This window comes from Nesterenkonia sp. NBAIMH1 (assembly GCF_007922635.1).
GTDB classification, from domain to species: Bacteria; Actinomycetota; Actinomycetes; order Actinomycetales; family Micrococcaceae; genus Nesterenkonia; species Nesterenkonia pannonica.
Map to the genome: position 1 here is coordinate 798,909 of NZ_CP042335.1, position 20,901 is coordinate 819,809.

At 69.0% G+C, this 20,901-nt stretch carries 19 protein-coding genes; 4 read left to right on the plus strand and 15 right to left on the minus strand.

Annotated elements, in window-relative coordinates; genetic code table 11:
* Nucleotides 1-23 precede the first annotated feature (23 nt).
* Nucleotides 24-446 carry an SseB family protein gene (locus tag FS388_RS03730; protein ID WP_146339829.1) on the minus strand — a complete coding sequence of 141 codons (423 nt, stop codon included), beginning with the start codon at nucleotides 444-446 and terminating at the stop codon, nucleotides 24-26.
* Between the two features lie 195 nt (nucleotides 447-641).
* Here FS388_RS03730 and FS388_RS03735 point away from each other — a divergent pair, with 195 nt between their 5' ends.
* Together FS388_RS03735 and FS388_RS03740 are read left to right on the plus strand one after the other, a co-directional pair.
* Nucleotides 642-1,373, plus strand: coding sequence for an exonuclease domain-containing protein (locus tag FS388_RS03735; RefSeq protein WP_146339831.1), 732 nt, complete (start codon nucleotides 642-644; stop codon nucleotides 1,371-1,373).
* A complete protein-coding gene (locus FS388_RS03740) occupies nucleotides 1,370-1,573 on the plus strand; it encodes a hypothetical protein (protein ID WP_146339833.1) in 204 nt (67 codons plus the stop codon). Before FS388_RS03735 ends, FS388_RS03740 begins: the two co-directional genes overlap by 4 nt.
* Here the strand turns inward: FS388_RS03740 and hemL are convergent.
* The 7 genes from hemL to hemE form a co-directional block, all read right to left on the minus strand.
* Complete coding sequence (hemL, locus tag FS388_RS03745; protein WP_146339835.1) at nucleotides 1,570-2,874, minus strand: glutamate-1-semialdehyde 2,1-aminomutase; 1,305 nt, start codon at nucleotides 2,872-2,874, stop codon at nucleotides 1,570-1,572. The two genes, FS388_RS03740 and hemL, sit on opposite strands and share 4 nt — an antisense overlap.
* Nucleotides 2,871-3,854 carry a porphobilinogen synthase gene (hemB, locus tag FS388_RS03750; protein WP_146339837.1) on the minus strand — a complete coding sequence of 328 codons (984 nt, stop codon included), beginning with the start codon at nucleotides 3,852-3,854 and terminating at the stop codon, nucleotides 2,871-2,873. The genes hemL and hemB overlap by 4 nt, the downstream gene beginning before the upstream one ends.
* A 4-nt stretch (nucleotides 3,855-3,858) precedes the next feature.
* Entirely contained in the window at nucleotides 3,859-4,575 is a 717-nt protein-coding gene (locus FS388_RS03755; protein WP_146339839.1) for a uroporphyrinogen-III synthase, read from the minus strand.
* A gap of 75 nt (nucleotides 4,576-4,650) precedes the next feature.
* Nucleotides 4,651-5,682 (minus strand): hydroxymethylbilane synthase, encoded by a 1,032-nt coding sequence (gene hemC / locus FS388_RS03760; protein ID WP_146339841.1) that lies wholly within the window; start codon nucleotides 5,680-5,682, stop codon nucleotides 4,651-4,653.
* Between the two features lie 34 nt (nucleotides 5,683-5,716).
* Complete coding sequence (gene hemQ / locus FS388_RS03765) at nucleotides 5,717-6,487, minus strand: hydrogen peroxide-dependent heme synthase (RefSeq protein ID WP_146339843.1); 771 nt, start codon at nucleotides 6,485-6,487, stop codon at nucleotides 5,717-5,719.
* 70 nt (nucleotides 6,488-6,557) lie between these two features.
* Nucleotides 6,558-8,045 (minus strand): NAD(P)/FAD-dependent oxidoreductase, encoded by a 1,488-nt coding sequence (locus tag FS388_RS03770; RefSeq protein ID WP_146339845.1) that lies wholly within the window; start codon nucleotides 8,043-8,045, stop codon nucleotides 6,558-6,560.
* Nucleotides 8,042-9,139, minus strand: a complete 1,098-nt coding sequence (hemE, locus tag FS388_RS03775) for a uroporphyrinogen decarboxylase (protein ID WP_146339847.1) — start codon at nucleotides 9,137-9,139, stop codon at nucleotides 8,042-8,044. The genes FS388_RS03770 and hemE overlap by 4 nt, the downstream gene beginning before the upstream one ends.
* 82 nt (nucleotides 9,140-9,221) lie before the next feature.
* On the opposite strand from hemE, the gene FS388_RS03780 reads away from it, so the two are divergent.
* A complete protein-coding gene (locus FS388_RS03780) occupies nucleotides 9,222-10,703 on the plus strand; it encodes a glutamyl-tRNA reductase (RefSeq protein WP_146339849.1) in 1,482 nt (493 codons plus the stop codon).
* Nucleotides 10,704-10,868: 165 nt separating this feature from the next.
* A complete protein-coding gene (locus FS388_RS03785) occupies nucleotides 10,869-11,924 on the plus strand; it encodes a hypothetical protein (protein ID WP_146339851.1) in 1,056 nt (351 codons plus the stop codon).
* A gap of 75 nt (nucleotides 11,925-11,999) precedes the next feature.
* On the opposite strand, the gene FS388_RS03790 is transcribed toward FS388_RS03785, so the two are convergent.
* From FS388_RS03790 to FS388_RS03820, 7 genes are all read right to left on the minus strand, one after another.
* Nucleotides 12,000-12,776, minus strand: coding sequence for a fructosamine kinase family protein (locus FS388_RS03790; protein WP_146339853.1), 777 nt, complete (start codon nucleotides 12,774-12,776; stop codon nucleotides 12,000-12,002).
* 6 nt (nucleotides 12,777-12,782) lie between these two features.
* Nucleotides 12,783-13,631, minus strand: coding sequence for an inositol monophosphatase family protein (locus FS388_RS03795; protein WP_146339855.1), 849 nt, complete (start codon nucleotides 13,629-13,631; stop codon nucleotides 12,783-12,785).
* Nucleotides 13,628-15,964 carry an NAD-dependent DNA ligase LigA gene (ligA, locus tag FS388_RS03800; RefSeq protein WP_146339857.1) on the minus strand — a complete coding sequence of 779 codons (2,337 nt, stop codon included), beginning with the start codon at nucleotides 15,962-15,964 and terminating at the stop codon, nucleotides 13,628-13,630. Before ligA ends, FS388_RS03795 begins: the two co-directional genes overlap by 4 nt.
* A 40-nt stretch (nucleotides 15,965-16,004) precedes the next feature.
* A complete protein-coding gene (locus FS388_RS03805; protein WP_146339859.1) occupies nucleotides 16,005-16,481 on the minus strand; it encodes a flavodoxin domain-containing protein in 477 nt (158 codons plus the stop codon).
* Between the two features lie 67 nt (nucleotides 16,482-16,548).
* A complete protein-coding gene (locus tag FS388_RS03810; protein WP_146339861.1) occupies nucleotides 16,549-18,516 on the minus strand; it encodes an NHL domain-containing thioredoxin family protein in 1,968 nt (655 codons plus the stop codon).
* A 36-nt stretch (nucleotides 18,517-18,552) separates the two neighbouring features.
* Nucleotides 18,553-20,685, minus strand: a complete 2,133-nt coding sequence (locus FS388_RS03815; protein WP_146339863.1) for a cytochrome c oxidase assembly protein — start codon at nucleotides 20,683-20,685, stop codon at nucleotides 18,553-18,555.
* Nucleotides 20,669-20,884: a hypothetical protein gene (locus FS388_RS03820; protein WP_146339865.1), complete on the minus strand. Its 216-nt coding sequence runs from the start codon at nucleotides 20,882-20,884 to the stop codon at nucleotides 20,669-20,671. Before FS388_RS03820 ends, FS388_RS03815 begins: the two co-directional genes overlap by 17 nt.
* Nucleotides 20,885-20,901: the final 17 nt, after the last annotated feature.

Below are 20,901 nucleotides of genomic sequence, written 5' to 3' on the forward strand. Positions count from 1 at the left end.
CGGTGAATGGTTCAGCTCAGCGCTCACTCGGCTGCGTCGTCGCCGGCTGCCTCACTGATCTGCTGACGGATGGCTGCCATCTGCTCCTGGCTCAGCGGGAACTGGTGATCTGCGCCCGGGTCGATGACCACGCCGGCGTTGTCCACCGACTGCAGGATGGCCACTCCAGTCACCACTGCAGTGTGCGGGGCGCGCTCGGCGTACTCCGCCGGGATGGCGTCCTCGGAGCTGAAGAGCGGCATCACCGCGTTCTCCTCAGTGTCCTGGAGCATCAGCGGGTTGATCGTGCCGTCCTCAGACGCCTGCTCCACCGTGGGCAGGTAGACCTGCGACTGCAGGAAGGCGTTGACGACGTCGACCAGCTCCTCCGTCTTGGTCTCACCGTCTGCTGCGGTCAGCAGGGCCTGTTTCAGATCTGGCTGGGGAGCTGCAGTTTCCTGGGACATCTCAATTACCTCATAACGGTTCGGTTCAGCGCGCTCAGTCTTCTTCTGCACGTCTCGGTGCTCACCACGCTACGCCAGGCCCATGCCTGTGTGAAGCGGCCTGAGCCCACTTCGCCGCGCGCGAATTGCGCACACACTCGGAGCTGCCTTGCGAGTCCTGCGGCATGTCCCGGCCGCGCTGTAAAGTGCTGGATCATGAGCGATGCCCTGTTTGAGATCACTCCCGCCGCCGGTTCGTGGCACACGGGGCGGGTGGTCGGGTTCGACGTGGAGACCACGTCCCGGCACCCGGCCCAAGCGCGCATCGTCTCCGCTGCCCTGGCTGAGCTCGAGCCCGGCGCTGAGGCCGTCAAGATCCGCGAATGGCTGGTGGACCCAGGGGTCGAGATCCCCCCGGAGACCACTGAGATTCACGGAATCAGCACCGAATACGCCCAGGCAGAGGGTATGCCTGCGGGCGAAGCTGTCCGGCAGCTCGTCGTGGAGCTGGCCAAAGAGTTCGATGCGGGAGCCGCTGTGGTGGCGATGAACGCCCCCTATGACTTCACTGTCCTCAAGCACGAGGCGGCCCGGCACGGCGTGGGCTTTCCGCTGCCCTTCCCCGTCATCGATCCTCTGGTGATCGATAAGCAGGTGGACAAGTTCCGCCGCGGCAAGCGCACCCTCGGAGACCTGTGCGGGGTGTACAAGGTGGTCCTGGACGCAGCCCATTCAGCAGCCGCCGACGCCGCAGCCGCCGTGGAGGTGGCCATGTGCCTGGCGAAGCAGTACCCGCAGCTTCAGGTCCCAGCTGCTCAGCTCCACGAGATGCAGGTCAGCTGGAAGGCGGAGCAGGCCGCCGACTTTCAGGAATGGCTGAGGCGGGCCAAGCCGGAAGCAGTCGTGGACCCTGCCTGGCCCGTGCAGCAGGAGGTGTCAGCCGCATGAGCAACTACCCGCACCTCAACGACGACGATGAGCGCCCCGAGGAGGACACGGGCAAAGGGCTTCCGGTGAGAATCATCATCCTCGCCGTTCTGGCATTCATCGGCCTCTACCTGCTGGTCAGCGGCTGGCTCGGCGACCGCGTCGACTACGGCCTGCTCGGCGCAGCCGCCGAACAGCTCAGCCTCCCGGCCCTTCGCTAGCCGGCCTGTGCGGCAGCCTTTGCCGCCGTGGGCAGCGCTTCCAGGATCCGATCGACAGCGGCCTCATCGTGGGCCGCGGACACGAACCATGCCTCGAAGACACTGGGCGGCAGGTACACCCCAGCATCCAGCATCGCGTGGAAGAACGGGCCGTAGCGGAAGGCCTCCTGCGCCCCAGCCTGTGCGTAGTTGCTCACACCGCTCTCCGAGGTCCCGAAAGCCACCGAGAACAGATTGCCCACCTTCTGCAGCGAGTGGTCCACCCCGGCCGCGGTCAGGGACGCAGTGAGTGCGTCAGCGACAGTCCGAGCCGTCTCGTCGAGATGCGCATAGACCGCAGCATCGGCGTTCTCCAGCGTGGCCGCCCCGGCAGCCATCGCCACTGGGTTACCGGACAGGGTGCCCGCGTGATAGACGGGCCCGGTGGGCGCCAGGTGCTCCATCAGCTCGGCGCGGCCTGCCAGCGCCGCCGTCGGAAGACCTCCGCCGATGACCTTCCCGAAGGTGAACAGGTCGGGGGCCCACCCCTCGACACGGCCGGAGGCTCCCCAATAGCCGGCCTCCGTGATGCGGAAGCCGGTCATGACCTCATCGAAGATCATGAGGGCGCCGTGCTTCTGCGTGACCTCACGGATGAACGCGTTGAAGCCCTCATCGGGGGGCACCACGCCCATGTTCGCGGGGGTCGCCTCCGTGATCACCGCAGCGATGCTCTCGCCGTGCTCAGCGAAGACCTGCTCGAGGGCTCCCCGGTCGTTGTACTCGATGACGATCGTCTCGGAGGCCTGCGCCGAGGTCACTCCCGCAGATCCCGGCAGGCCCATGGTGGCCACGCCCGAACCTGCCGCGGCGAGCAGCCCGTCAGAGTGCCCGTGGTAGCAGCCGGCAAACTTGACCACGATGTTTCTGCCGGTGGCGCCACGGGCCAGCCGGACCGCCGTCATTGTGGCCTCCGTGCCCGTGGAGACGAACCGCACCCGCTCTGCGCCCGGCACCCTGTCCCTCACCAATGAGGCCAGCCGGGCCTCACCAGGGTGCGACGTGCCGAAGCCCAGGCCGGAGTCGACCGCCGACCGCACCGCCTCGATCACCGCAGGGTGCCTGTGCCCCAGAAGGGCAGGGCCCCACGACCCCACCAGGTCCACATAGGAGCTGCCCTCGGCGTCGGTCAGCCAGGCGCCATCGCCCGCGACCATGGACACCGGGGTGCCTCCCACGGACCCGTGGGCCCGCACCGGGGAGCTCACCCCGCCGGGCATCAGCGTCTGCGCGGTCTCGAACAGCTCAGCGTTGGTCGTCATGGTGTCTCCTTGATCCATCGAGCCGCCTCAGCGGCGTAGTAGGTCAGCACAGCGTCGGCTCCTGCACGGCGGATGGCCATCAGCGACTCCATCGCCACCTGCTTCCGGTCGATCCACCCTTGGGCGGAGGCGGCCTCGATCATCGCGTACTCCCCCGACACCTGATAGGCAGCAACGGGCACATCGGACGTCGCAGCGACATCGGCCAGTATGTCCAGGTAGGCGGAGGCAGGCTTGACCATCACCATGTCCGCGCCCTCGGCAAGGTCCAGTTCGACCTCCTTGAGCGCCTCCCGGCGGTTCGGGGCATCCATCTGATACTGCCTGCGATCTCCCTTGAGCTGGGAATCCACTGCTTCCCGGAAAGGTCCGTAGAAGCCGGACGCGTACTTCGCGGCGTAGGCGAGGATCGGCACGTGCTGGAAGCCGGCGTCGTCGAGAGCCTCCCGGATCACTGCCACCTGGCCGTCCATCATCCCTGACGGCGCCACGACGTCAGCACCCGCCCTGGCCTGCTCCACGCCCATCAGCGCGTAGATCTCCAGGGTGGCGTCGTTGTCCACATACCCAGTCTCATCCACGATGCCGCAGTGCCCGTGGTCGGTGAACTCATCCAGGCACAGGTCGCTCATCACCGGCAGCTCCTCTCCCACGGAATCCTTCACAGCGCGGATCGAGCGGTTGAGGATGCCGTCGGGATCGGTGCCGGCGCTGCCCTGCGGGTCCCGCGCGGAGGGAATGCCGAAGAGCATGATGCCGCCCAGGCCCAGGTCACGGGCCTCCCGCGCAGCATCCAGGAGGGTCGCCTCAGTGTGCTGGACGACGCCGGGCATCGAAATGATCGGCGACGGCTCCGAGAGGCCCTCCCGCACGAACATCGGAAGAATGAGGTCAGCGGGGTGCAGGCGCGTCTCGGCGACAAGCCGGCGAAGGGCAGGCGTCCGGCGCAGACGGCGGGGACGATCAGCGGGGAAAGGCATGGGCTCAGCCTAACGATTCGACCGCCGCGAGCACGCCTGCGGCGGTCGGCTCTGCGAGAACAGCATCCGCCGGTGCGCCCAGCTCGCGCAGACTCCGGGCGGTGGGCTCACCGATAGCCAGGACCGCCCGGGCGCTGAGACCACGGCGGACCCACTCGTGAGCCGCCGATGAGGCCGTGACCAGAACGACGTCCTCGGCTTCGGGCCGCCAGGGCAGAGGTCCCTGCACGGGGACCGTCTTGTAGGCGGGGGCCGAGACAACCTGCCAGCCCCTGCTCAGAAGACCATCCGCAAGCAGCGGCCGGGCCTGGGCCGACTGCGGAAGGAAGATCCGATTCGCTGCGCCGGCCTGCCCGAACTCGTCGAGGATTCCTTGTGCGCTGTGGAGCGCGGGCACCCATGGGCGGTCGATCTCCGTGAGCCGGGCCAGCGCCTGGGCAGTGCCGGGACCCACCGCACCCACTCGGGTGCCCGGGGGGACGGCGCCCGCCCACCCGGCCTCGAGGAGGAACCGAACAGTATTGCCTGAGGTCAGCAGCAGCCAGTCACATTCGCCGGCGGCCAGGCGATCGATGCCCTCGGTGAGCCGACTCCCGTCCTCGGGGGGCGCTTGGCGCGTGAGCGGCAGGTGGGCCGGAACGAGGCCCGCCTGTTCGAGCCCGTCCTCCAACGGCCCAGCACCGGACGCCGGTCGCGTCAGGACGATCCGGAGACTGCCCATCAGCCGGCCTCGTCGACATGTCGTCTCTGCAGAATGTCCGCAGCGTGCGGCGCCGCATCACCCATGCGCTGCTCCTCAGGTGTCGATGACGTGCTTCAGCAGGCCTCTGTCCTCGGCGAGGAGCGTCTCTGCGACGCGCGTGCCGAGCTTCGCAGCGGCGTCCATCCCGGCCTCTCGGGTCAGCCCTGCCTCCATGGTGATCTCCTCACCCGCGCGCTGGACGTCCGAGCCGTCCGGTGCGCAGACCACAGTGTCCAGGCGCAGGCGCACCCCACCGTCAGGCTCATCGACGCAGCGGCTCAGCCCACCAATAGGGGCGGAGCACCCAGCGTTCAGCCGGGCGAGCAGAGCCCGCTCCGCTGTGACCTCCAGGCGCGACGGGATGTCCTCCAGCTGCGCCAGCGCCATGCTCAGACCAGTCATGCCGCCGGCATCAGGGGCCCGCACCTCCACAGCCAGGGCGCCCTGCCCTGGCGCGGGGGTCATGACCTCCGGGTCGATGAGCTCAGAGATGTAGTCCTCCAGGCCGAGTCGGCCCAGACCGGCGCCGGCCAGCACCACGGCATCCAGGTCGCCGCGTGCAGCATCGGGAGCCTGCGAGGACGCCTCCGCCGCGTCTTCGAAGCCGCGGACCCGTGCAAGCCGGGTGCCCACATTGCCTCGGATGTCCACCACATTCAGGTCCGGACGCGCGGCCCGGAGCTGCGCAGCCCGGCGCGGGGATCCGGTCCCGATCGTCGCGCCCTCGGGAAGCTCCTCCAGCATCATGCCCTCTGCTGCGCACAGGGCGTCGCGCACCTCTTCGCGCACCGGAACCGCCGCGATGGAGAGGCCCTCGAGGTCCTTGGACGGGAGGTCCTTCATGGAGTGGACGGCCACGTCGACGCGCTCATCGAAGAGGGCCTGCCGAAGGGCCGTCGCGAAGACTCCGGTCCCGCCCATCTGCGAGAGCGGACCGGTGAGCACATCGCCCTCGGACCTGATGGTGACGAGCTCGTACTCCTGACCGGCCAGATCCGACAGTGCGTCAGCGGTCGTGCCCGTCTGCTTCAGGGCAAGCCTCGACGCGCGGGTTCCCACGCGCAGTGCGGCACCGTTGGGGCTCATGCGGCCGCTTCGGAAGACGCAGCGAGCAGGACGATCACCGGAGCACCTCCAGCAGCTCTGCAGCGGAGCCCAGCCGACGCCCGGTGTAGAACGGGGTCTCGTCGCGCACGTGATAGCGGGTCTCCGACTCCCGGAGCCGGCGCATCATGTCCACCAGATCGCGGAGCTCCGGGGCCTCGAGCGCCAGGAGCCACTCCCAGTCGTTGAGGGCGAAGGCGCTCGTGGTGTTCGCCAGGACAGAGGGGAACTCCTGGCCCAGCTCGCCGTGCTCACGCAGCAGCGCGCCGCGCTTGGCCGGGTCCATGAGATACCAGTCGTATGAGCGGTTGAACGGGTAGACGCACAGCCACTCCTCAGCCTCGACGCCGCGCGCGAAGGCCGGCACATGGCCGCGAGCGAACTCGGCAGTGCGGTGCACGCCCATCGCCGAGAACGCGATCTCGGTGCGCGCGAGCAGGTGGGTTCGGTGCAGAGCGCGCAGGGCGGCCTGGATGTTCTCCGCCTTGTGCCCCACCAGCCAGACCATCACGTCCGCGTCGGCGCGCATCCCGGAGACGTCGTAGACGCCCCGAAGCTCCACAGCGTCGTCGTCGCGGCCCAATCCCTTGCCCGCGAAGGAGGCGACCTCGGCGTCGAACTCCTTGACGTGCTTCTTCCGGGGCAGGAGCTGAGACGGCAGCCGTCCCTGCCCCGCCAGGGAGCCGCGCCAGGAGGCGCGCTTGAACACGGCATAGAGCGTGAACCAATCCTTGCCGGACGAGTTGACCTCTTCGGGAGTCCGCTGCGCATTGCGTCCGTAGCTCATAGGGGGCGCCTCCTTCGGCACAGGCTTTTCTGAGTTATTCGCAATTCGTCATTCTAGCGGCTCTTCTACGTCACGTAGAAGAGATCCGCGCGATGTCCGTCGCCACTCTACGCGCGTGAGGGACGACGCGCGCCAGGCCTGTTCCGGCAAACCACGTTCCCGCCAGATGCAGCCGAGGACGGCCGGTCCCGGACATCCTGCCGCTGCGCCGCAGCGCCGCCTGCACCTCACGGAGCCGGGCCGCCTGGACGGCGCTTGTGCCCGGCAGCGCCCTCTGCCATCGCGCCACTCGGGCATCAAGGATCTGCTCCCCAGAGATCGGGCCTCCCACAAGATCCTGGCCGAAGAGGGTCACCACGTCCCGTCGCGCCAGTGCGATCAGCTCCTCGTCGGAGGAGCCCCGACCGGGGCCGTGCGGATCCTCGATGCGGCCGTAGGACAGTCGCACGGCGTGATGACCAGCTCCGAGCTGCGCGTCGAGCTCCTCCTTCGCCCACCCCCACTTGGCGGAGATGTGCGTCATGGCCTTCGCCGTGATGCCCTCCGCCTTGGGCGAGACGAGCATGCCTGTGCCGCGGGGCCTGGCATCGAGCTGAGGCGCGTTCAGCAGCAGCGTGACCAGGGCGACTCCTCGCGTAGCGTCATCGATGAGCCACGGAGGGAGTCCGCTTCCGCTGGACCGCGGGATCGTCGTGCCGAGGCCGCCGAACGCGGACGGCAGGGGAGGGAAGCTCAGCGCCCTCGACAGCAGGTCCGAGGCCTCCGGTGCGTCGAGGGCGATGACGATGTCTTCGCAGTCGGAGATCTCAGCAAGATCCTCGATGCGCCGACCGCGCTCGATCCTGACCCCTGCGGCGAGCAGCTGCCGCTCCAGCACGTCGACCAGGCCCCAGAGCCCTCCCCTGAGGGACTGCACAGCGGACCCGGCCTTCGCCGCAGCCTCCTGCCGCCCCTTCTGCGCGCCCACGGCACGCGCCAGCGAGCCCTCCGTGAGCATCGTCTCGAACAGCCCGGGTGCGACCGTCCTCAGATCCAGGGCGTCCGGGCCCGCGGAGTAGACCCCAGCAGTGATGGGGGCCACCAGGGTGTCGGCGAGCGCATCGCCCATGCGATCCCTCACCACGGCTCCGACCGAGGGGCGGTCCTGTGCGGTCCACCTCATCGGTGCGTGCAGGTCCTGCGCCGCACGCTCGGCGGCTGCGTCTCCGATGAGGGCACGCACATCCTCAGCCTCAGGATCCGCGGGGATGCCGAGGATTCCGGCGAGCGGCAGAGGCCCGGCGGTGTGCGGGAGCTGCAGCCACGCGCCGACGGGGTGGGGGTCGGTCAGCAGGCTCTCCAGGCCGAGCTGCTCGACGAAGTCCCGCACCTCGGGCCCGCGGGTGGCGAACGCCTCGGCCCCGGCGTCCAGGGTCACGGAGCCGAACCGCAGAGGCGCCAGAGCCCCGCCCAGCCGGTCAGATGCTTCGAAGATCACGACGTCGCGCTCGGAGGTGCGCGCAAGCTCCCAGGCGGCCACCATTCCGGCGACCCCGCCCCCGACGACGGCGACGGTCACAGGGAGTGGATCAGCTCTACGACGCGGGTGAGGACCTCGGGGTCAGTCTCGGGAGGCACACCGTGCCCCAGGTTCAGCACGTGCCCGGCTGCGCCGGACCCTGCTTCGGCGACCGCACGCACATGGGCCTCGAGGACCTCCCAGGGCGCCGTCAGCAGCGCCGGGTCGATGTTCCCCTGCAGCGGGGTCTGGGCCCCGAGGCGACGAGTGGCCTCCGCCAGGTTCAGGCGATAGTCCACGCCGACCACGTCAGCTCCCGCCTCCTTCATCAGATCCAGGATCTCGCCGGTGCCGGTGCCGAAGTGCACCAGGGGCACACCCAGGTCCCTGACCTGCGAGAGGGCAGCCGTCGAATGCGGCATGACATGTTCGGCGTAGTCGGCTCGGCCCAGCGAGCCTGCCCAGGAGTCGAAGAGCTGAGCCGCGGAGGCTCCGGCCTTCACCTGGGCGCGCAGGAACGCGCCGGAGGCGGCTGCAGCCCACTCGGCGAGCGCCCTCCAGGTGTCCGGGTCGGCGTGCATCATGGTGCGCGGCCCCAGGTGGTCCCGTGAGGGCCGGCCCTCCACCATGTAGGCGGCGAGGGTGAACGGGGCCCCTGCGAATCCGATCAGCGGAGTGGAGCCCAGCTGGGCTGTGGTGAGCTGCACGGCCTCGACGATGGGAGCGAACGCGTCCTCATCCAGCTCCGGCAGCTTCGCCACATCTGCGGCTGTGCGCACCGGGCTCCCCAGGACAGGGCCCACGCCCGGCTGGATCTCCACGTCGATGCCTGCCAGGCGCAGCGGGATCACGATGTCGGAGAAGAAGATCGCCGCGTCGACGTCGTGCCGCCGGACCGGCTGCATCGTAATCTCTGAGGCCATCTCAGGGTCGAGGCACGCACCCAGCATGGTGGTGTTCTCGCGGAGCCTGCGGTACTCCGGGAGCGAACGTCCCGCCTGCCGCATGAACCACACCGGGCGACGGTGCGGAGCTGCCGTCTCACCGGCTGCGTCGCGACCGCCGCGGTACTGGTTGAGCAGCGGGGAGTCTGCGGTGGCACCGGAGGCGAGCGGGTGGTTCTCAGGGAGGCCGGTCAGAGTCATGGCGCCCATTCTGCCAGTGCACGCTGGCCCCCGGCGCGCGTGCGCCCCTGAAGTGCCCCCGGGAGATCGAGGAGTTAGACTGTAGGACGCCGTGGTTCTGTTCTCACTTGTCGCAACCCACTCCGACCTCGACCTCGAGACCGTCGGAACCCTCTCGTCAGGAGCGGCCGATGTCGCCGCTTCTGTATCTCTGCCTGCCGTCACCCTGGCCACGTGCAATCGTCTTGAGATCTACGCGGAGTCCCAGTCGGACACCCCCGAAGGCATCGACGCATCCTGCCGCACCCTCATCGAGGCGGTCGCGGAGTCCTCCCAGCTGGACACGGAGACCGTCGCCCGAAGCTTCAAAGTGCTCGTGGACGACGACGCCGTCAGCCACCTCTTCGAAGTGGGAGCGGGCCTCGACTCCGCCGTCATCGGGGAGCGTGAGATCGCCGGGCAGGTCAGGCGCTCACTGACGGAGGCGCAGGAGGCCGGCACGGTCTCGGCCAATCTGACCAAGCTCTTCGAAACCGCCACCCGCACGGCCAAGGATGTGGGCGCCCGCACGGCGCTCGGAGCGCGCGGCCGCTCCATCGTCTCCGTGGCACTGGACATCGCCGGGGACATCCGCGGCGGATCGGACGCGTTCTATCCCGCCGCCAACGCACTGCTCATCGGCACCGGCGCCTACGCAGGGACGACGCTGGCCCAGCTCGCCGAGCGCGGCGTCCAGGACATCTCCGTGTTCTCCGGCTCCGGACGGGCCGAGGCGTTCCTCGCGGAGCGCGCGGTGCACCTTGCCGCCCGAGGAGGCTCCGCCCGTCACCTGCAGATGCACGAGCTGGCCCCCACCCTGGCCGGCGCTGACGTCGTCATCGGAGCGTCCGGCGGAAACCGGCGGATCACGGCAGGCGAGATCCGCAGCCTGGCTCAGCTGGAGCGCCGCCAGGCTGAGGGCCGCCCCCCGCTGATCGTCATCGACCTTGCCCTCTCGCACGACTTCACCCCGGACGTGGCCGAGCTGCCCGGAGTGGAGCTCGTCACCCTGGAGTCGGTGAAGCTCGCAGCCCCCGACGAGACCTCCGCCTCGGTGGAGCAGGCCCGCGCGGTGGTGGCGGACTCGGTGCAGCAGTACCTCGCCGCCCGCAGGGAGCGCACCGCAGACCAGGCCATCGTCGCTCTGCGCAAGCACACACAGTCCCTCTTCGACGACGAGATGGAGAAGGTGCGCAAGCAGCACGGCTGCACGGCCGCCGCCGAAGAGGTGGAGTTCGCCGCCCGACGGATCGTGCGGAAGCTCCTGCACACCCCCACAGTGCGTGCCCGCGAGCTGGCCTCCGAGGGGCGGACGAACGAATACGTCGCCGCCCTCGAAGCCCTCTTCGGCCTCGCGGTGGACCCCCCGGAGGAGTCCCAGCGCACCGCGCCCGCCAGGCGTCGCCGCGTGGAGGACTTCTCCGCCGCCGAGCTCGCCCAGATGGCCTCCTACCTCCAGCAGGTCCCCGAGGGCGGCTTCTGCCGCTTCCACAGGCCCGGAGAGTTCTCCGTGGACCGCCTGCCTGAGCTCGGCCTGCTGCGCCGCACAGCCTGACCCGCTGGGCCCTGGTCTTCCGGGCGCCCCAGCCGCCGGCGTCCGCGAGCTTCCTCACACCGGCCTGTGCATCCAGCAAGCATCCAGGATTCTTTCACCCGGTGCCGACCTCGGTCTCCTAGCGTTCCCCACAGTTCACATACGTCACAACGAAAGGTGGATCGCATGCAGCTCTCCGAGATTCGCGGCATCTACGAGGCCGAAGGCCCCTTCGCCACCGTCTACCTGCAGGCTCAGCCCGCATCCGCAGAGGCCGAGCACGAGGTGCGCCTGCGCTGGGACTCGCTGCGCGGACAGCTCGAGGATGCCGGCGCCCATGACGAGGCGATCGAGGCCCTCGACGACGCCATCATGACCGAGAACATCACGGCCGTTCAGACCGAAGGCCGTGTGCTGGTCGCCAACCGCGACGGCCTGCTGCTGGAGCGGGACTTCGACTCCACCCGCGACAGCGGCGACTACGCCATCCTCGGCGAACCCGCCGCCCTGGGCGACTACATCCGCCAGCGGGCCCGCTCCGTGCGCGCACTGGTCGTCATCACCGACCAGGAGAAGGCAGTGCTTCGCCGCGAGGTCTTCACCTCCGAGGAAGTCCTTGCCGCCGCTCCCGAGACGCAGGTCGAGGGCTCAGCCACCGAGAGCGTCAACAAGCCCCGCGAGGGTGCTGAGCACCACCGCAGAATGCAGCAGCGGGCCGAAGAGGCAGCCGCGCTGAACATCCGCGACATCACCGAGCGGGTATCCAAGGCCGCCTCGGCATGGAACCCCGACGTCGTCGTCGTGGCCGGCGAGGTCCAAGGCCGCAAGCTCCTGCTGGATGAGCTCCCCAACGACCTTCAGTCCATCGCCCGCGAGGTCGAAGCTGGAGGCGGCATCCCGTCGGACTCCGCGGATGAGGGCGTTGAGAACTCGCTGTACGAGAGCCTCGGCCGCATGGCCCGTGAGATCACCCTGGAGCGTGCCCGTGAGGTCACGGAGCGCTACAAGGAGAACAAGGGCAACGGTCAGGCCGTCGAAGGATACGACGAGATCATGAAGGCCGTGCAGCTGGGAGCAGTCGACACCATCCTGCTGCGCTACGACGCACCGGCCGAGAACGAGGACACTCTGCTGGCCGCTGCGGCCAGTGTGGACGCCTCGGCCGCCCTGGTCGGGGCCAGCGTGACGGACAACGTCGCTGCCATCCTCCGCTACCAGGCACCGACGGACCAGATCGACTGATTCGCACGCACGCCTGATAGAGCAGACGCAGAGAGCGGGACCGGACCGAATGGCCGGTCCCGCTCTCTGCGTCTGTCAGAGCTCCACGGTTCTCCGAGCCGCCTCCACGGTCGACGGGCCGTAGCTCCCGCCGAACAGCAGCCAATGCGTGGCCAGGTAGAACAGCTGGTGCGCAGGGATCCGCTCCTGCCAGCCGTCGGTGAGCGGCCAGGCATCCTGGTAGGACTCGAGCACCGTGTCCAGGTGCGGAAGCCCGAACAGCGACAGCATCGCGAGGTCCGCCTCCCGGTGTCCCGCATGCGCGGCGGGGTCGATGAGTACGACTCCCTCTGCGCTCCAGATGACGTTTCCAGCCCACAGGTCACCATGAATCCGTGAGGCCGGCTCCTCGAAGTCCAGCTCGCCTGAGGCGATCCGGTTCCGCGCCTTGGCCAGAAAGGCAGCGTCCTCCATGCTGATGCTGGCGCTCAGCCGCTCCAGCACCGGATCGAGCCGCTCCCTGGCGTGGAAGACGCCCCAGGATTCGTACGCATCGGCACCCACTTCGAACAGGGCGTCAGCCGGACCGAACAGCGGAGGCACGCCCCCCGGGTGCTCCGTCGGAAGCTCGCCGAATTCGGCCTCCTCCGGCAGGGATCCGTGCATGCGGGCCAGCGCCTGCCCGAACGCTGCGGCAGCCTGTGAGGAGGGCCCGTCCGCCGAAACAGTCTCTATGACCAGGCGGCCGTGCTCCGCTGCGATCACCTCCGCGATGCGGGGCCCGCCCTGGGCCTCCGCCTCCTTCAGCCAGCGCAGGCCGGCTGCCTCCACACGCGCGGCCTCAGGCGGCTCAGCGCTCTTGGTGAAGCTCATGCCGGATCAGAGACCTTCGGGGCGCGGACGCAGGCGGTCATGCGGAACGCCCAGGTTCCCGGCGATCGTCCAGTCCGGGTGCTCATTGCCGTTGACATGGGCGGGCCGTCGCATGGGCGTGCCCGCCTCCTCGGCGATCACGGCGGCCGCAGCCCAGTCGTGCTCCTGAATGCCGTACTCCGCGTAGGCGTCCATGGTCCCTTCTGCGACCATGCAGATGTCCAGGGCGGCCGCACCCAGCCGGCGCATATTGCCGAACTGGGCCAGCATGTCCGTCACCGCTGCGGCCTGCTCCTCGCGCCGCTCCGCGTCGTATGCGAAGCCGCTGGCCAGCAGACCCGCCGACAGCTCCCCGCTGGGGCCGTGCATGCGCACCGGCTCGGAGGTGTAGGACGCCGTCCAGGCGCCCTGACCTGCGGAGGCCCACCACATCTTCTGCAGGGCGGGGGCGTCCACGACCCCGACGATCCACGCCCCGTCAGGCGCCTGAAGCCCCACGGAGGTGCCGTAGTAGGCGATGCCGCGGACAAAGTTGGTGGTCCCGTCGAGCGGGTCGATGGACCAGCGGTAGCCGGACGGGTCCGCCACCTCGGTGGTGCCGTACTCCTCGCCCGAGATGACGTCATGGGGCCGGTAGGAGGTGATCACATTCCGCACAGCGTCCTCGGCCTTCTTGTCGAAGTCCGTCACGAAGTCGGCCGCTGAGGTCTTGGTCTCCAGGCCGGAGTTCTCCGCGGTGAGAGGAATTCCCGCCGGAGCTGTCTGTGCCCGCCCGGCGAGCACATCCGCTCCGGCGCGGGCGGCCTCGCCTGCGATCTTCAGCAGCTCGTTCAGCGTGCTCAGGTCAGTGCTCATGCGCTTTCCTCCAGTCCTTGGGGACCCTGCTTCAGCAGAATCTCAAATTGGTCCTCATCCAGGACGGGCACACCCAGCTGCTCCGCCTTGGCAAGCTTCGAACCGGCGGAGCCGCCGGCCACCACATAGTGGGTCTTCTTCGACACCGAGCCTGAGGCGCGGCCCCCTCGGGCGAGGATCGCCTCCTTGGACTCGTCCCGGGAGAACCGCTCGAGCGAGCCGGTCACCACGACGGTGAGCCCCTCGAGGGTGCGAGGCATGGACTCGTCGATCTCATCCTCCATCCGCACCCCCGCGGCGGCCCAGGCGTCGACCAGGCGGCAGTGCCAGTCCACGTCGAACCAGTCGCGAATGGAGGAGGCGATGATCGGGCCCACACCGTCGATCCCTGCCAGCTCCTCCTGGCTGGCAGCGCGGATCTTCTCCATCGAACCGTAGGCGTTGGCAAGAGCCCGCGACGCCGTGGGCCCCACGTGCCGGATGGAGAGGGCCACCAGGACCCTCCACAGGGGCTGCTCCTTGGCCTTCTGGAGCTCGCTGAACAGGGTGTTGGTGTTCTCGCGGGGCTTGGAGGGCTGACTGACCTCACCGCTCCCTCCGTACTGCGGCTTCGTCCAGAAGTAGAGCACCGGGGCGTAGCGCCCCGTCGGCTCGAACTTCCCGCTCTGCGAGGACTTCTCCAGCACCTCACGCCACCGGTAGACCCCCTTCAGAGCCTCCGGGGTCAGGTCGAAGAGGCCAGCCTCATTGCGCAGCACCGGAGTCTGCGGCAGAGGCTCACCCTCATCGTCGAACTCCACCGGAGCTCCGGACTCCGCCGTCTTCTCCCGGTGGATCAGCTGCGCCGGGGGACGCACATCCTCAGGATCCGGGTTGGTCAGCGCAAGTCCCGACTCCTCGCCCAGGGCCTCGATGTCCAGTGCGCCGCGGGAGCCGACGTGGATGACCCGCTCAGCCAGCTGCGCAGGACACGTCTCGGCATTGGGGCACCGGTAGTCCACGTCGCCCTCTTTGGCCGGCGCCAGCGAGGCGCCGCAGGCAGGACAGAGCTCCGGGAACACGAACTCGCGCAGCAGACCCTGCGCCTCGCGGCGCTCACGCTCGGCCGGCACGGGACCCAGGACCTCAGGGATGACGTCGCCAGCTTTGCGGACGGTGACCCGATCACCGATGCGGACGTCCTTGAGCTTCACGACCTCCTGGTTGTGCAGCGTGGCCTTCTCCACGGTGGAGCCGGCCACCTTCACCGGCTCGAGCATGGCGAACGGAGTCACCCTGCCCGTCCGGCCCACGTGCACTCGGATGTCCAGCAGCTCCGTGGACGCCTCCTCCGGCGGGTACTTGTACGCCGCCGCCCAGCGCGGCACCCGAGAGGTGTGCCCCAGTGCCCGCTGACCCTCGAACCCGTCGACTTTGATCACGACGCCGTCGATCTCGTGGAGCAGGCTGTGCCGGTTGGCCTCGTGCTCGTGGAGGTATGCCTCGAGCTCCTCGAAGGTCTCAAGGACCTTCGTGTAGGGCGAGACAGGGAGGCCCCACTCGGCGAGCTGGTCGTAGGCCTCATGCTGACTGTCCAGGGAGAGGCCTGAGCGGGCGCCCAGGCCGTGGACGAACATCGACAGGGGCCGTTCGGCCGTCTTGGCGGGATCCTTCTGCCGCAGCGAGCCTGCGGCGGCGTTGCGGGGGTTGGCGAACTCCTTCTCGGAGGCCTCCCGAAGCTTTTCGTTCAGGGCGGCGAACTCCTGGGTGGGCATGAAGATCTCCCCGCGGACCTCGAGCTCCTCGGGGTGCCCCTCGCCCGTGAGCCGCTGCGGGATGTCGTCGATGGTGAGCACATTGTGGGTGACGTCCTCACCCGTTGCTCCGTCACCGCGGGTGGCGGCGCGCACCAGCTCCCCGCGGCGGTACACCAGGCTGACGGCCAAGCCATCGATCTTGACCTCCGCCAGCCAGCGAGGCTGCTCGTCCGGACGCATGCGAGCCAGCGACGCCACGGCCCGGTCGTACCAGACCCGAAGCTCCTCCAGCGAGAACAGGTCCTCCAGGGAGTACATCCTCTGCAGGTGCTGCACCGGAGCGAACGCTGAGGACGGCGCACCGCCCACCTGCTGGGTGGGCGAGTCCGCGGAGATCAGCTCAGGATGCTCAGCCTCAAGCTGGCGGAGCCGATGGACGAGCTCGTCGTAGTCCGCGTCCGGGATCTGCGGTGCATCCTCGACGTGGTAGGCCACCTGGTGGGCGCTGACCTGCTCGGTGAGCTGGGCGTACTCCTCACGCAGGTCCTGGCCGGGAGGCTGTTCGGCGTCGCCGTGCTCTTCAGTCACCCGGGTCATTCTAGTGCTTCACCCCGACGGCGCGAGGGAGCAGCCAGGCCTATGCGACTCCGTAGGCGAGCAGGCCGTCTGCCCACTCCTCGATCGCCGGCCAATCCCGATAATCCGCGTCGGAGGGCTGCTTGGCCACCTTCAGCTGGAGCTTCTCGAAGAACGACAGGGTCTCCTCGGTGATCGCGCCGCGGAAGTAGGTCACCTCCCGCGTGGGAAAGCGGCGCAGCTCGGCAGTGAGCTCCGGGGCGAGCCGCGGACCGCCGCCCACCGCGAAGATGAACAGAGGCTTGCCCTGCAGCTCCGTACGATGCGCGTCCAGGAACAGCGGCCCCTCGCTGAGGAACTTCTGCCGGTACACGGGGAAGCCGACGATCACGTTGTCGGACTCGTAGAGCCACGCTCCGGCCTCGCCCACGTCCTTCACGTGGGCGGCCACGCCCCGGGCAGAAAGCGTCGAGGCGATGCGCTCGCCGATCTCAGCCGTCGAGCCATGCTTGCTCGCCACCACGACCATAGTCGTCATCGTCTTCTCAGCCTTTCGCCGGGTCCGGGTGCTGAACCCCAGCCTAATCGACGCGGGCGCGCCCGGCTCACTTGACTCCGCGCAGGTCAAGCTCCAGGTGCGACTCCCCGCCTTCGCCCAGGACGACGGGGATGCCCCAGTCCTGCTGGTACAGGTGGCAGGCGGCATGCATCGGGATGTCCTCGCCGGGCGCGCCGTCGCATGCGGCGGCGCGCGCTGTGATGTGCAGGACGCCTTCGACGACCTCCGGGTTCAGCCGCAGCGTGCGGCGGAGCCCCTCCGAATTGCCGCCGCCGTCGGTGATGAGCTCAGGCGGCGTCGATGAGATCTTCAGCTGCGTGGGGTCCCCCCAGCGGTCATCCAGCTTCTGTCCCGCCGGCGCGCTGAACCCGATCTGGAGGTCGAACTCGCCGGCTGCGACCTGCGTCGCGGGCCGCTGAGTCTGCGCAGCCCCCTCATCGACCGTGAGGTAGTGCTCCGGCACGGCCACCCGCACCAGCTGGTGGGCATTCGTCTCGACAACCAGCAGGCTCGTCCCGTCGGCGTCGACCATCACGTCGCTGGGCTCCTTCAGGCCCCGCGCCACCGTGGAGACCTCTGCGGGCAGCTGCTGACCATCGGCGGCGGTGCGGGCCGGGGCGTAGCGCCTGATGGCACCGTTGTACGTGTCTGCGATCAGCACGGACCCATCCGGCAGGGCGGTGACTCCGAGGGGGTGCTGCAGGCGCGCCTGCGAGGGATCCCCGTCGCGGAAGCCGAAGTCGAAGAGCCCCTCCCCCACCAGCGTCTCGGTGATCGGCGCATCGGGGCTGGCTGCCGCGCGCATCACCCGCAGGCTGGAGGTCTCGGAGTCCGCGAGCCAGATGTCGCCCGCAGCATCGACGGCCAGCCCGGAGGTCTGGGCGAACCACGCCTCCTCGGGGGCTCCGTCCGTCAGGCCCTCCAGACCGGTGCCCGCCCAGAGGGACAGCTCACCGGCGATCGGCTCGTAGGTGAAGATCTGATGGGTGCCCGCCATCGCGACGACCACTCGCTGGAGCTTCTCGGACCACACCACGTCCCAGGGTGAGGACAGCGACACCTGCGCCGGGGCAGTGCCCGTCTCGCCGCCGGCCAGCGGGCCGACCGACTCAGCCTGGTTCTCCTTGGCCCGGTCGCCGTCGATCAGACGCTGCACACCGTTGCCGGCCAGCGTGAGGATCTCACCGGTGGCTGTGCTCAGGGCTCGCAGACGATGGTTGACGGTGTCGGCGACCAGCACGTCGTATCCGACCTGCTCCGCCACCGCGGCGGGCAGCACTGCGAGTCCCTGAGGCTCGTTCAGGCGGGCACTCTCGGCAGGTCCGTCCAGGTGGCCGCGCTCGCCCGAGCCCCAGGCTCGAACCACGGTCTGGAGATCATCCTCGAGCTCGACGATTCTGTGGTGGCCGGTGTCCGCGACCAGGAAGCGTCCCTCGCCCCCCGGGGACTCCACCGCCTTGCTCGGGAAGCGGAGGGTGCGCGAAACCGGCTCGGGGGGCACATAGACCCCCTGTCCCCGGTGCAGGGTGCCCTTGGCCTCGTGCTCGGCGACCAGCTCCTCCACCAGGGACGTCAGGCCGGCCACGTGGCCCTCGCCCGCGAGGTTCGCGGCGATGTAGCCCTCGGGGTCGATGACGACGAGGGTGGGCCATGCGCGCGCCGAGTAGGCCTGCCAGGTGGTCAGCTCGGGGTCGTCGAGCACCGGGTGCTCGATCTCGTAGCGCTCCACCGCGGCGGCGAGCGCGTCGGGGTCCGCCTCATGCTCGAACTTGGGCGAGTGCACGCCGACCGTGACGAGGACGTCGTGGAAGGCCTCCTCCAGCGGCCGCAGCTCGTCGAGGACGTGGAGGCAGTTGATGCAGCAGAAGGTCCAGAAGTCGAGTATGACGATCTTCCCACGCAGGTCCTCCAGGGAGACCTGCTCCCCGCCGGTGTTCAGCCAGCCTCGGCCGACCAGCTCCGAGGCGCGGATACGGGTGCGCGGCATGGTGCGCTCTGCTGCAGTCTCAGTCATAGTCGTTCCCAACTCCGGTGGTGCGGTGCGCATTCCTCATCGGCGCGCGTCGTGCTCAGCCATCTCTTCGAAGACTCGGTTGTACGCCTCAAGGTCGGCGTCGCCCGTGCGGTCGGCCTCCCGGTCGACGCGCTTCATCTCGCGGGTGTCGTCCTTGGCCCATTGGATGCAGGCGATGACGCCCAGGACCACGGCAGGAATCTCACCCAGTCCCCACATCAGCTCCGCGCCGTTGTGCTGGTCCTGGATGGCGGGGAACCAGCCGTGGCCCATATTGCCGAACCAGCTGGCCTCGATGAGCTGCTCGGCCTGCATCAGGGCGATGGCGAAGAACGCGTGGAACACCATGGTGGCCAGCAGAATGATGACCCGGACGAAGTGGGGCGGCCGCTGGGGCAGCGGGTCCCGCCCGATGAGGACGAGCGCGAAGATGTACCCGGTGATCAGGAAGTGCGCCACCATCAGGACGTGCCCCAGGTGGTATTCGAGGGCGAAGCCGAAGATCGGCGTGTAGTAGAAGACGATGATGGAGCCGGCGAAGTTCACGCAGGCGACGATCGGGTGCGTCACGAACCGGGACCATCGCGAGTGCACGAGCCACAGGATCCATCCCCTGGGGCCGCGGGAGCCGTCCGTGCGGGAGGTCAGCGCACGCATCGCAAGCGTCACCGGTGAGCCGAGGACCAGGAAGATGGGCACCACCATGGTCAGCGTCATGTGCTGGATCATGTGCCCGGAGAACAGCACCATTCCGTACACCGCGGGCCCTCCGGAGGTGACCCAGAGCAGCACCCCCAAGCCTGTCAGCCAGGACACGGTCCGCATCACAGGCCAGGCGATGCCGCGTCGGCGCACGCGCAGGAAGGCCCGCACATACCAGACGGCGAGGAGCAGAACGACGGCGGTCCAGAGCCAATCGATGCGCCACAGGGTGAAGTACTCGGCCAGTCCGGGCTCCGGAGGCAGGTCGTAGCCGGTCAGCGTGCGAGCCGCTGAGGCGTCGTCCGGCAGCTCCTCGGGCACCGGCGGGGAGGTGCGGCCCAGCACTGCAGAGACGGCCACGACCGCGGCCATCAGCGCGACCTCGACGAGGATGAGCTGCCACAGCAGGCGGCTGGTGCCGTAGGAGGTGACAGGCTGCCCGCTTCCGCCGGCACCCGCTCCTCGGGAGTCCCCGGCCAGCCGCGGGATGATCCAGGATCTGTGGGCCCAGCCGATGAGCGCAAGAGCGAGGGTGAGCACCGTCTTGGCCACCAGCATCAGGCCGTAGGGGGTGCTGAAGAGGTCCGCCAGCCCGAAGACGCGCAGATCGGCGTTGATGACCCCGGAGACCGCCACCAGCACCAGAGCGATGCCGGCCAGCCCCGAGTACCGGCGCAGGACAGTGCCCAGCAGCTCGGCACCGCCCTGATCCCGGGCGGACAGCGTGAGGGCGCTTCTGCGCAGCTCAGGAGCCAGCAGCGCGAGGACCACGACTCCCCCGACCCAGATCACCACACCCACAAGGTGCAGCAGCAGCGAGTTCACCGCGGCGATGTGATCATCGCCGGAGGCCGAGTGGCCCACCATCGCCATGGGGATCAGAGCGCACAGTCCCAGCAGTGCGACGAAGCCCAGGCCTGCCGGTTGGCGCACCGCCGTGACCAGTGTGGAGAAGAGCCCCGCCAGGATGACGATGCCCAGCCACGCCTGGCCGGTGGCGATGTTGGTGGCGTAGTCGAAGAAGCCTGCGGAGAACTCCTCCTCGGCGGTGACGGCCATGCCGGCCAGCGAGGAGAAGGAGAGCACGAGCACCGCGATCGCCGCGACCGTCCAGACGATCGAGGCGACGGTCGCTATCTGCAGAGTTCTGGAGTAGAGCGGGTGCTCCGGCGCCCCCTCCGGGCCGCGGGATCTGCGCTGCTGGCGGCTGCGGGGCCCGGTGCGAGGCGGCACGGCCACGGCGGCGAGGAGGGCTGCGGAGACTGCCGCGGCCATTGCGATGTGGTGGATGTACCGCGCGATGGGAAGACCCCAGCGCGTAGCGGCACCGGGGTCCTGGATGCGGTCGGCGTCGCCGAGGCCTGTGAGCATTCCGGTCGCAGCAAGGACGAGCAGGCCGAGGCAGAGGGCCGCCGCGGTGAGGGGCAGCGGGGCTGCCCAGAGCTTCGGCTCAGTCCTCGCGGTCATGTCCGGTGCCGTGGTCGTTCCCCTCGGTGTCCTCTTCGGCCTGGTGCCACTGCTCGTTGGTCCGAATCTTCTTCCACATGGTCAGCAGCACGACCACCATGAACGCGAATGCACCCGCAGCGAAGAGGATGGGCGCCCACGTGGGGCTGTCCGGCTGTGCGTTCGCTGCCGCGGAGGCGTGAAGAGCTGCGAGGTGCATGGTGAGAATTCTACCGG

What these genes read in the sequence shown, in the direction of transcription:
- hemL (WP_146339835.1), bottom strand. Translation starts at nt 2,874, where the DNA reads ATGACGACCAACGCTGAGCTGTTCGAGACCGCGCAGACGCTGATGCCC.
- hemE (WP_146339847.1), bottom strand. Translation starts at nt 9,139, where the DNA reads ATGGGCGCCATGACTCTGACCGGCCTCCCTGAGAACCACCCGCTCGCC.
- FS388_RS03735 (WP_146339831.1), top strand. Translation starts at nt 642, where the DNA reads ATGAGCGATGCCCTGTTTGAGATCACTCCCGCCGCCGGTTCGTGGCAC.
- FS388_RS03785 (WP_146339851.1), top strand. Translation starts at nt 10,869, where the DNA reads ATGCAGCTCTCCGAGATTCGCGGCATCTACGAGGCCGAAGGCCCCTTC.
- hemC (WP_146339841.1), bottom strand. Translation starts at nt 5,682, where the DNA reads ATGAGCCCCAACGGTGCCGCACTGCGCGTGGGAACCCGCGCGTCGAGG.
- FS388_RS03795 (WP_146339855.1), bottom strand. Translation starts at nt 13,631, where the DNA reads ATGAGCACTGACCTGAGCACGCTGAACGAGCTGCTGAAGATCGCAGGC.
- FS388_RS03790 (WP_146339853.1), bottom strand. Translation starts at nt 12,776, where the DNA reads ATGAGCTTCACCAAGAGCGCTGAGCCGCCTGAGGCCGCGCGTGTGGAG.
- hemB (WP_146339837.1), bottom strand. Translation starts at nt 3,854, where the DNA reads ATGCCTTTCCCCGCTGATCGTCCCCGCCGTCTGCGCCGGACGCCTGCC.
- FS388_RS03805 (WP_146339859.1), bottom strand. Translation starts at nt 16,481, where the DNA reads ATGACGACTATGGTCGTGGTGGCGAGCAAGCATGGCTCGACGGCTGAG.
- hemQ (WP_146339843.1), bottom strand. Translation starts at nt 6,487, where the DNA reads ATGAGCTACGGACGCAATGCGCAGCGGACTCCCGAAGAGGTCAACTCG.
- FS388_RS03740 (WP_146339833.1), top strand. Translation starts at nt 1,370, where the DNA reads ATGAGCAACTACCCGCACCTCAACGACGACGATGAGCGCCCCGAGGAG.
- FS388_RS03810 (WP_146339861.1), bottom strand. Translation starts at nt 18,516, where the DNA reads ATGACTGAGACTGCAGCAGAGCGCACCATGCCGCGCACCCGTATCCGC.
- FS388_RS03815 (WP_146339863.1), bottom strand. Translation starts at nt 20,685, where the DNA reads ATGACCGCGAGGACTGAGCCGAAGCTCTGGGCAGCCCCGCTGCCCCTC.
- ligA (WP_146339857.1), bottom strand. Translation starts at nt 15,964, where the DNA reads ATGACCCGGGTGACTGAAGAGCACGGCGACGCCGAACAGCCTCCCGGC.
- FS388_RS03820 (WP_146339865.1), bottom strand. Translation starts at nt 20,884, where the DNA reads ATGCACCTCGCAGCTCTTCACGCCTCCGCGGCAGCGAACGCACAGCCG.
- FS388_RS03755 (WP_146339839.1), bottom strand. Translation starts at nt 4,575, where the DNA reads ATGGGCAGTCTCCGGATCGTCCTGACGCGACCGGCGTCCGGTGCTGGG.
- FS388_RS03730 (WP_146339829.1), bottom strand. Translation starts at nt 446, where the DNA reads ATGTCCCAGGAAACTGCAGCTCCCCAGCCAGATCTGAAACAGGCCCTG.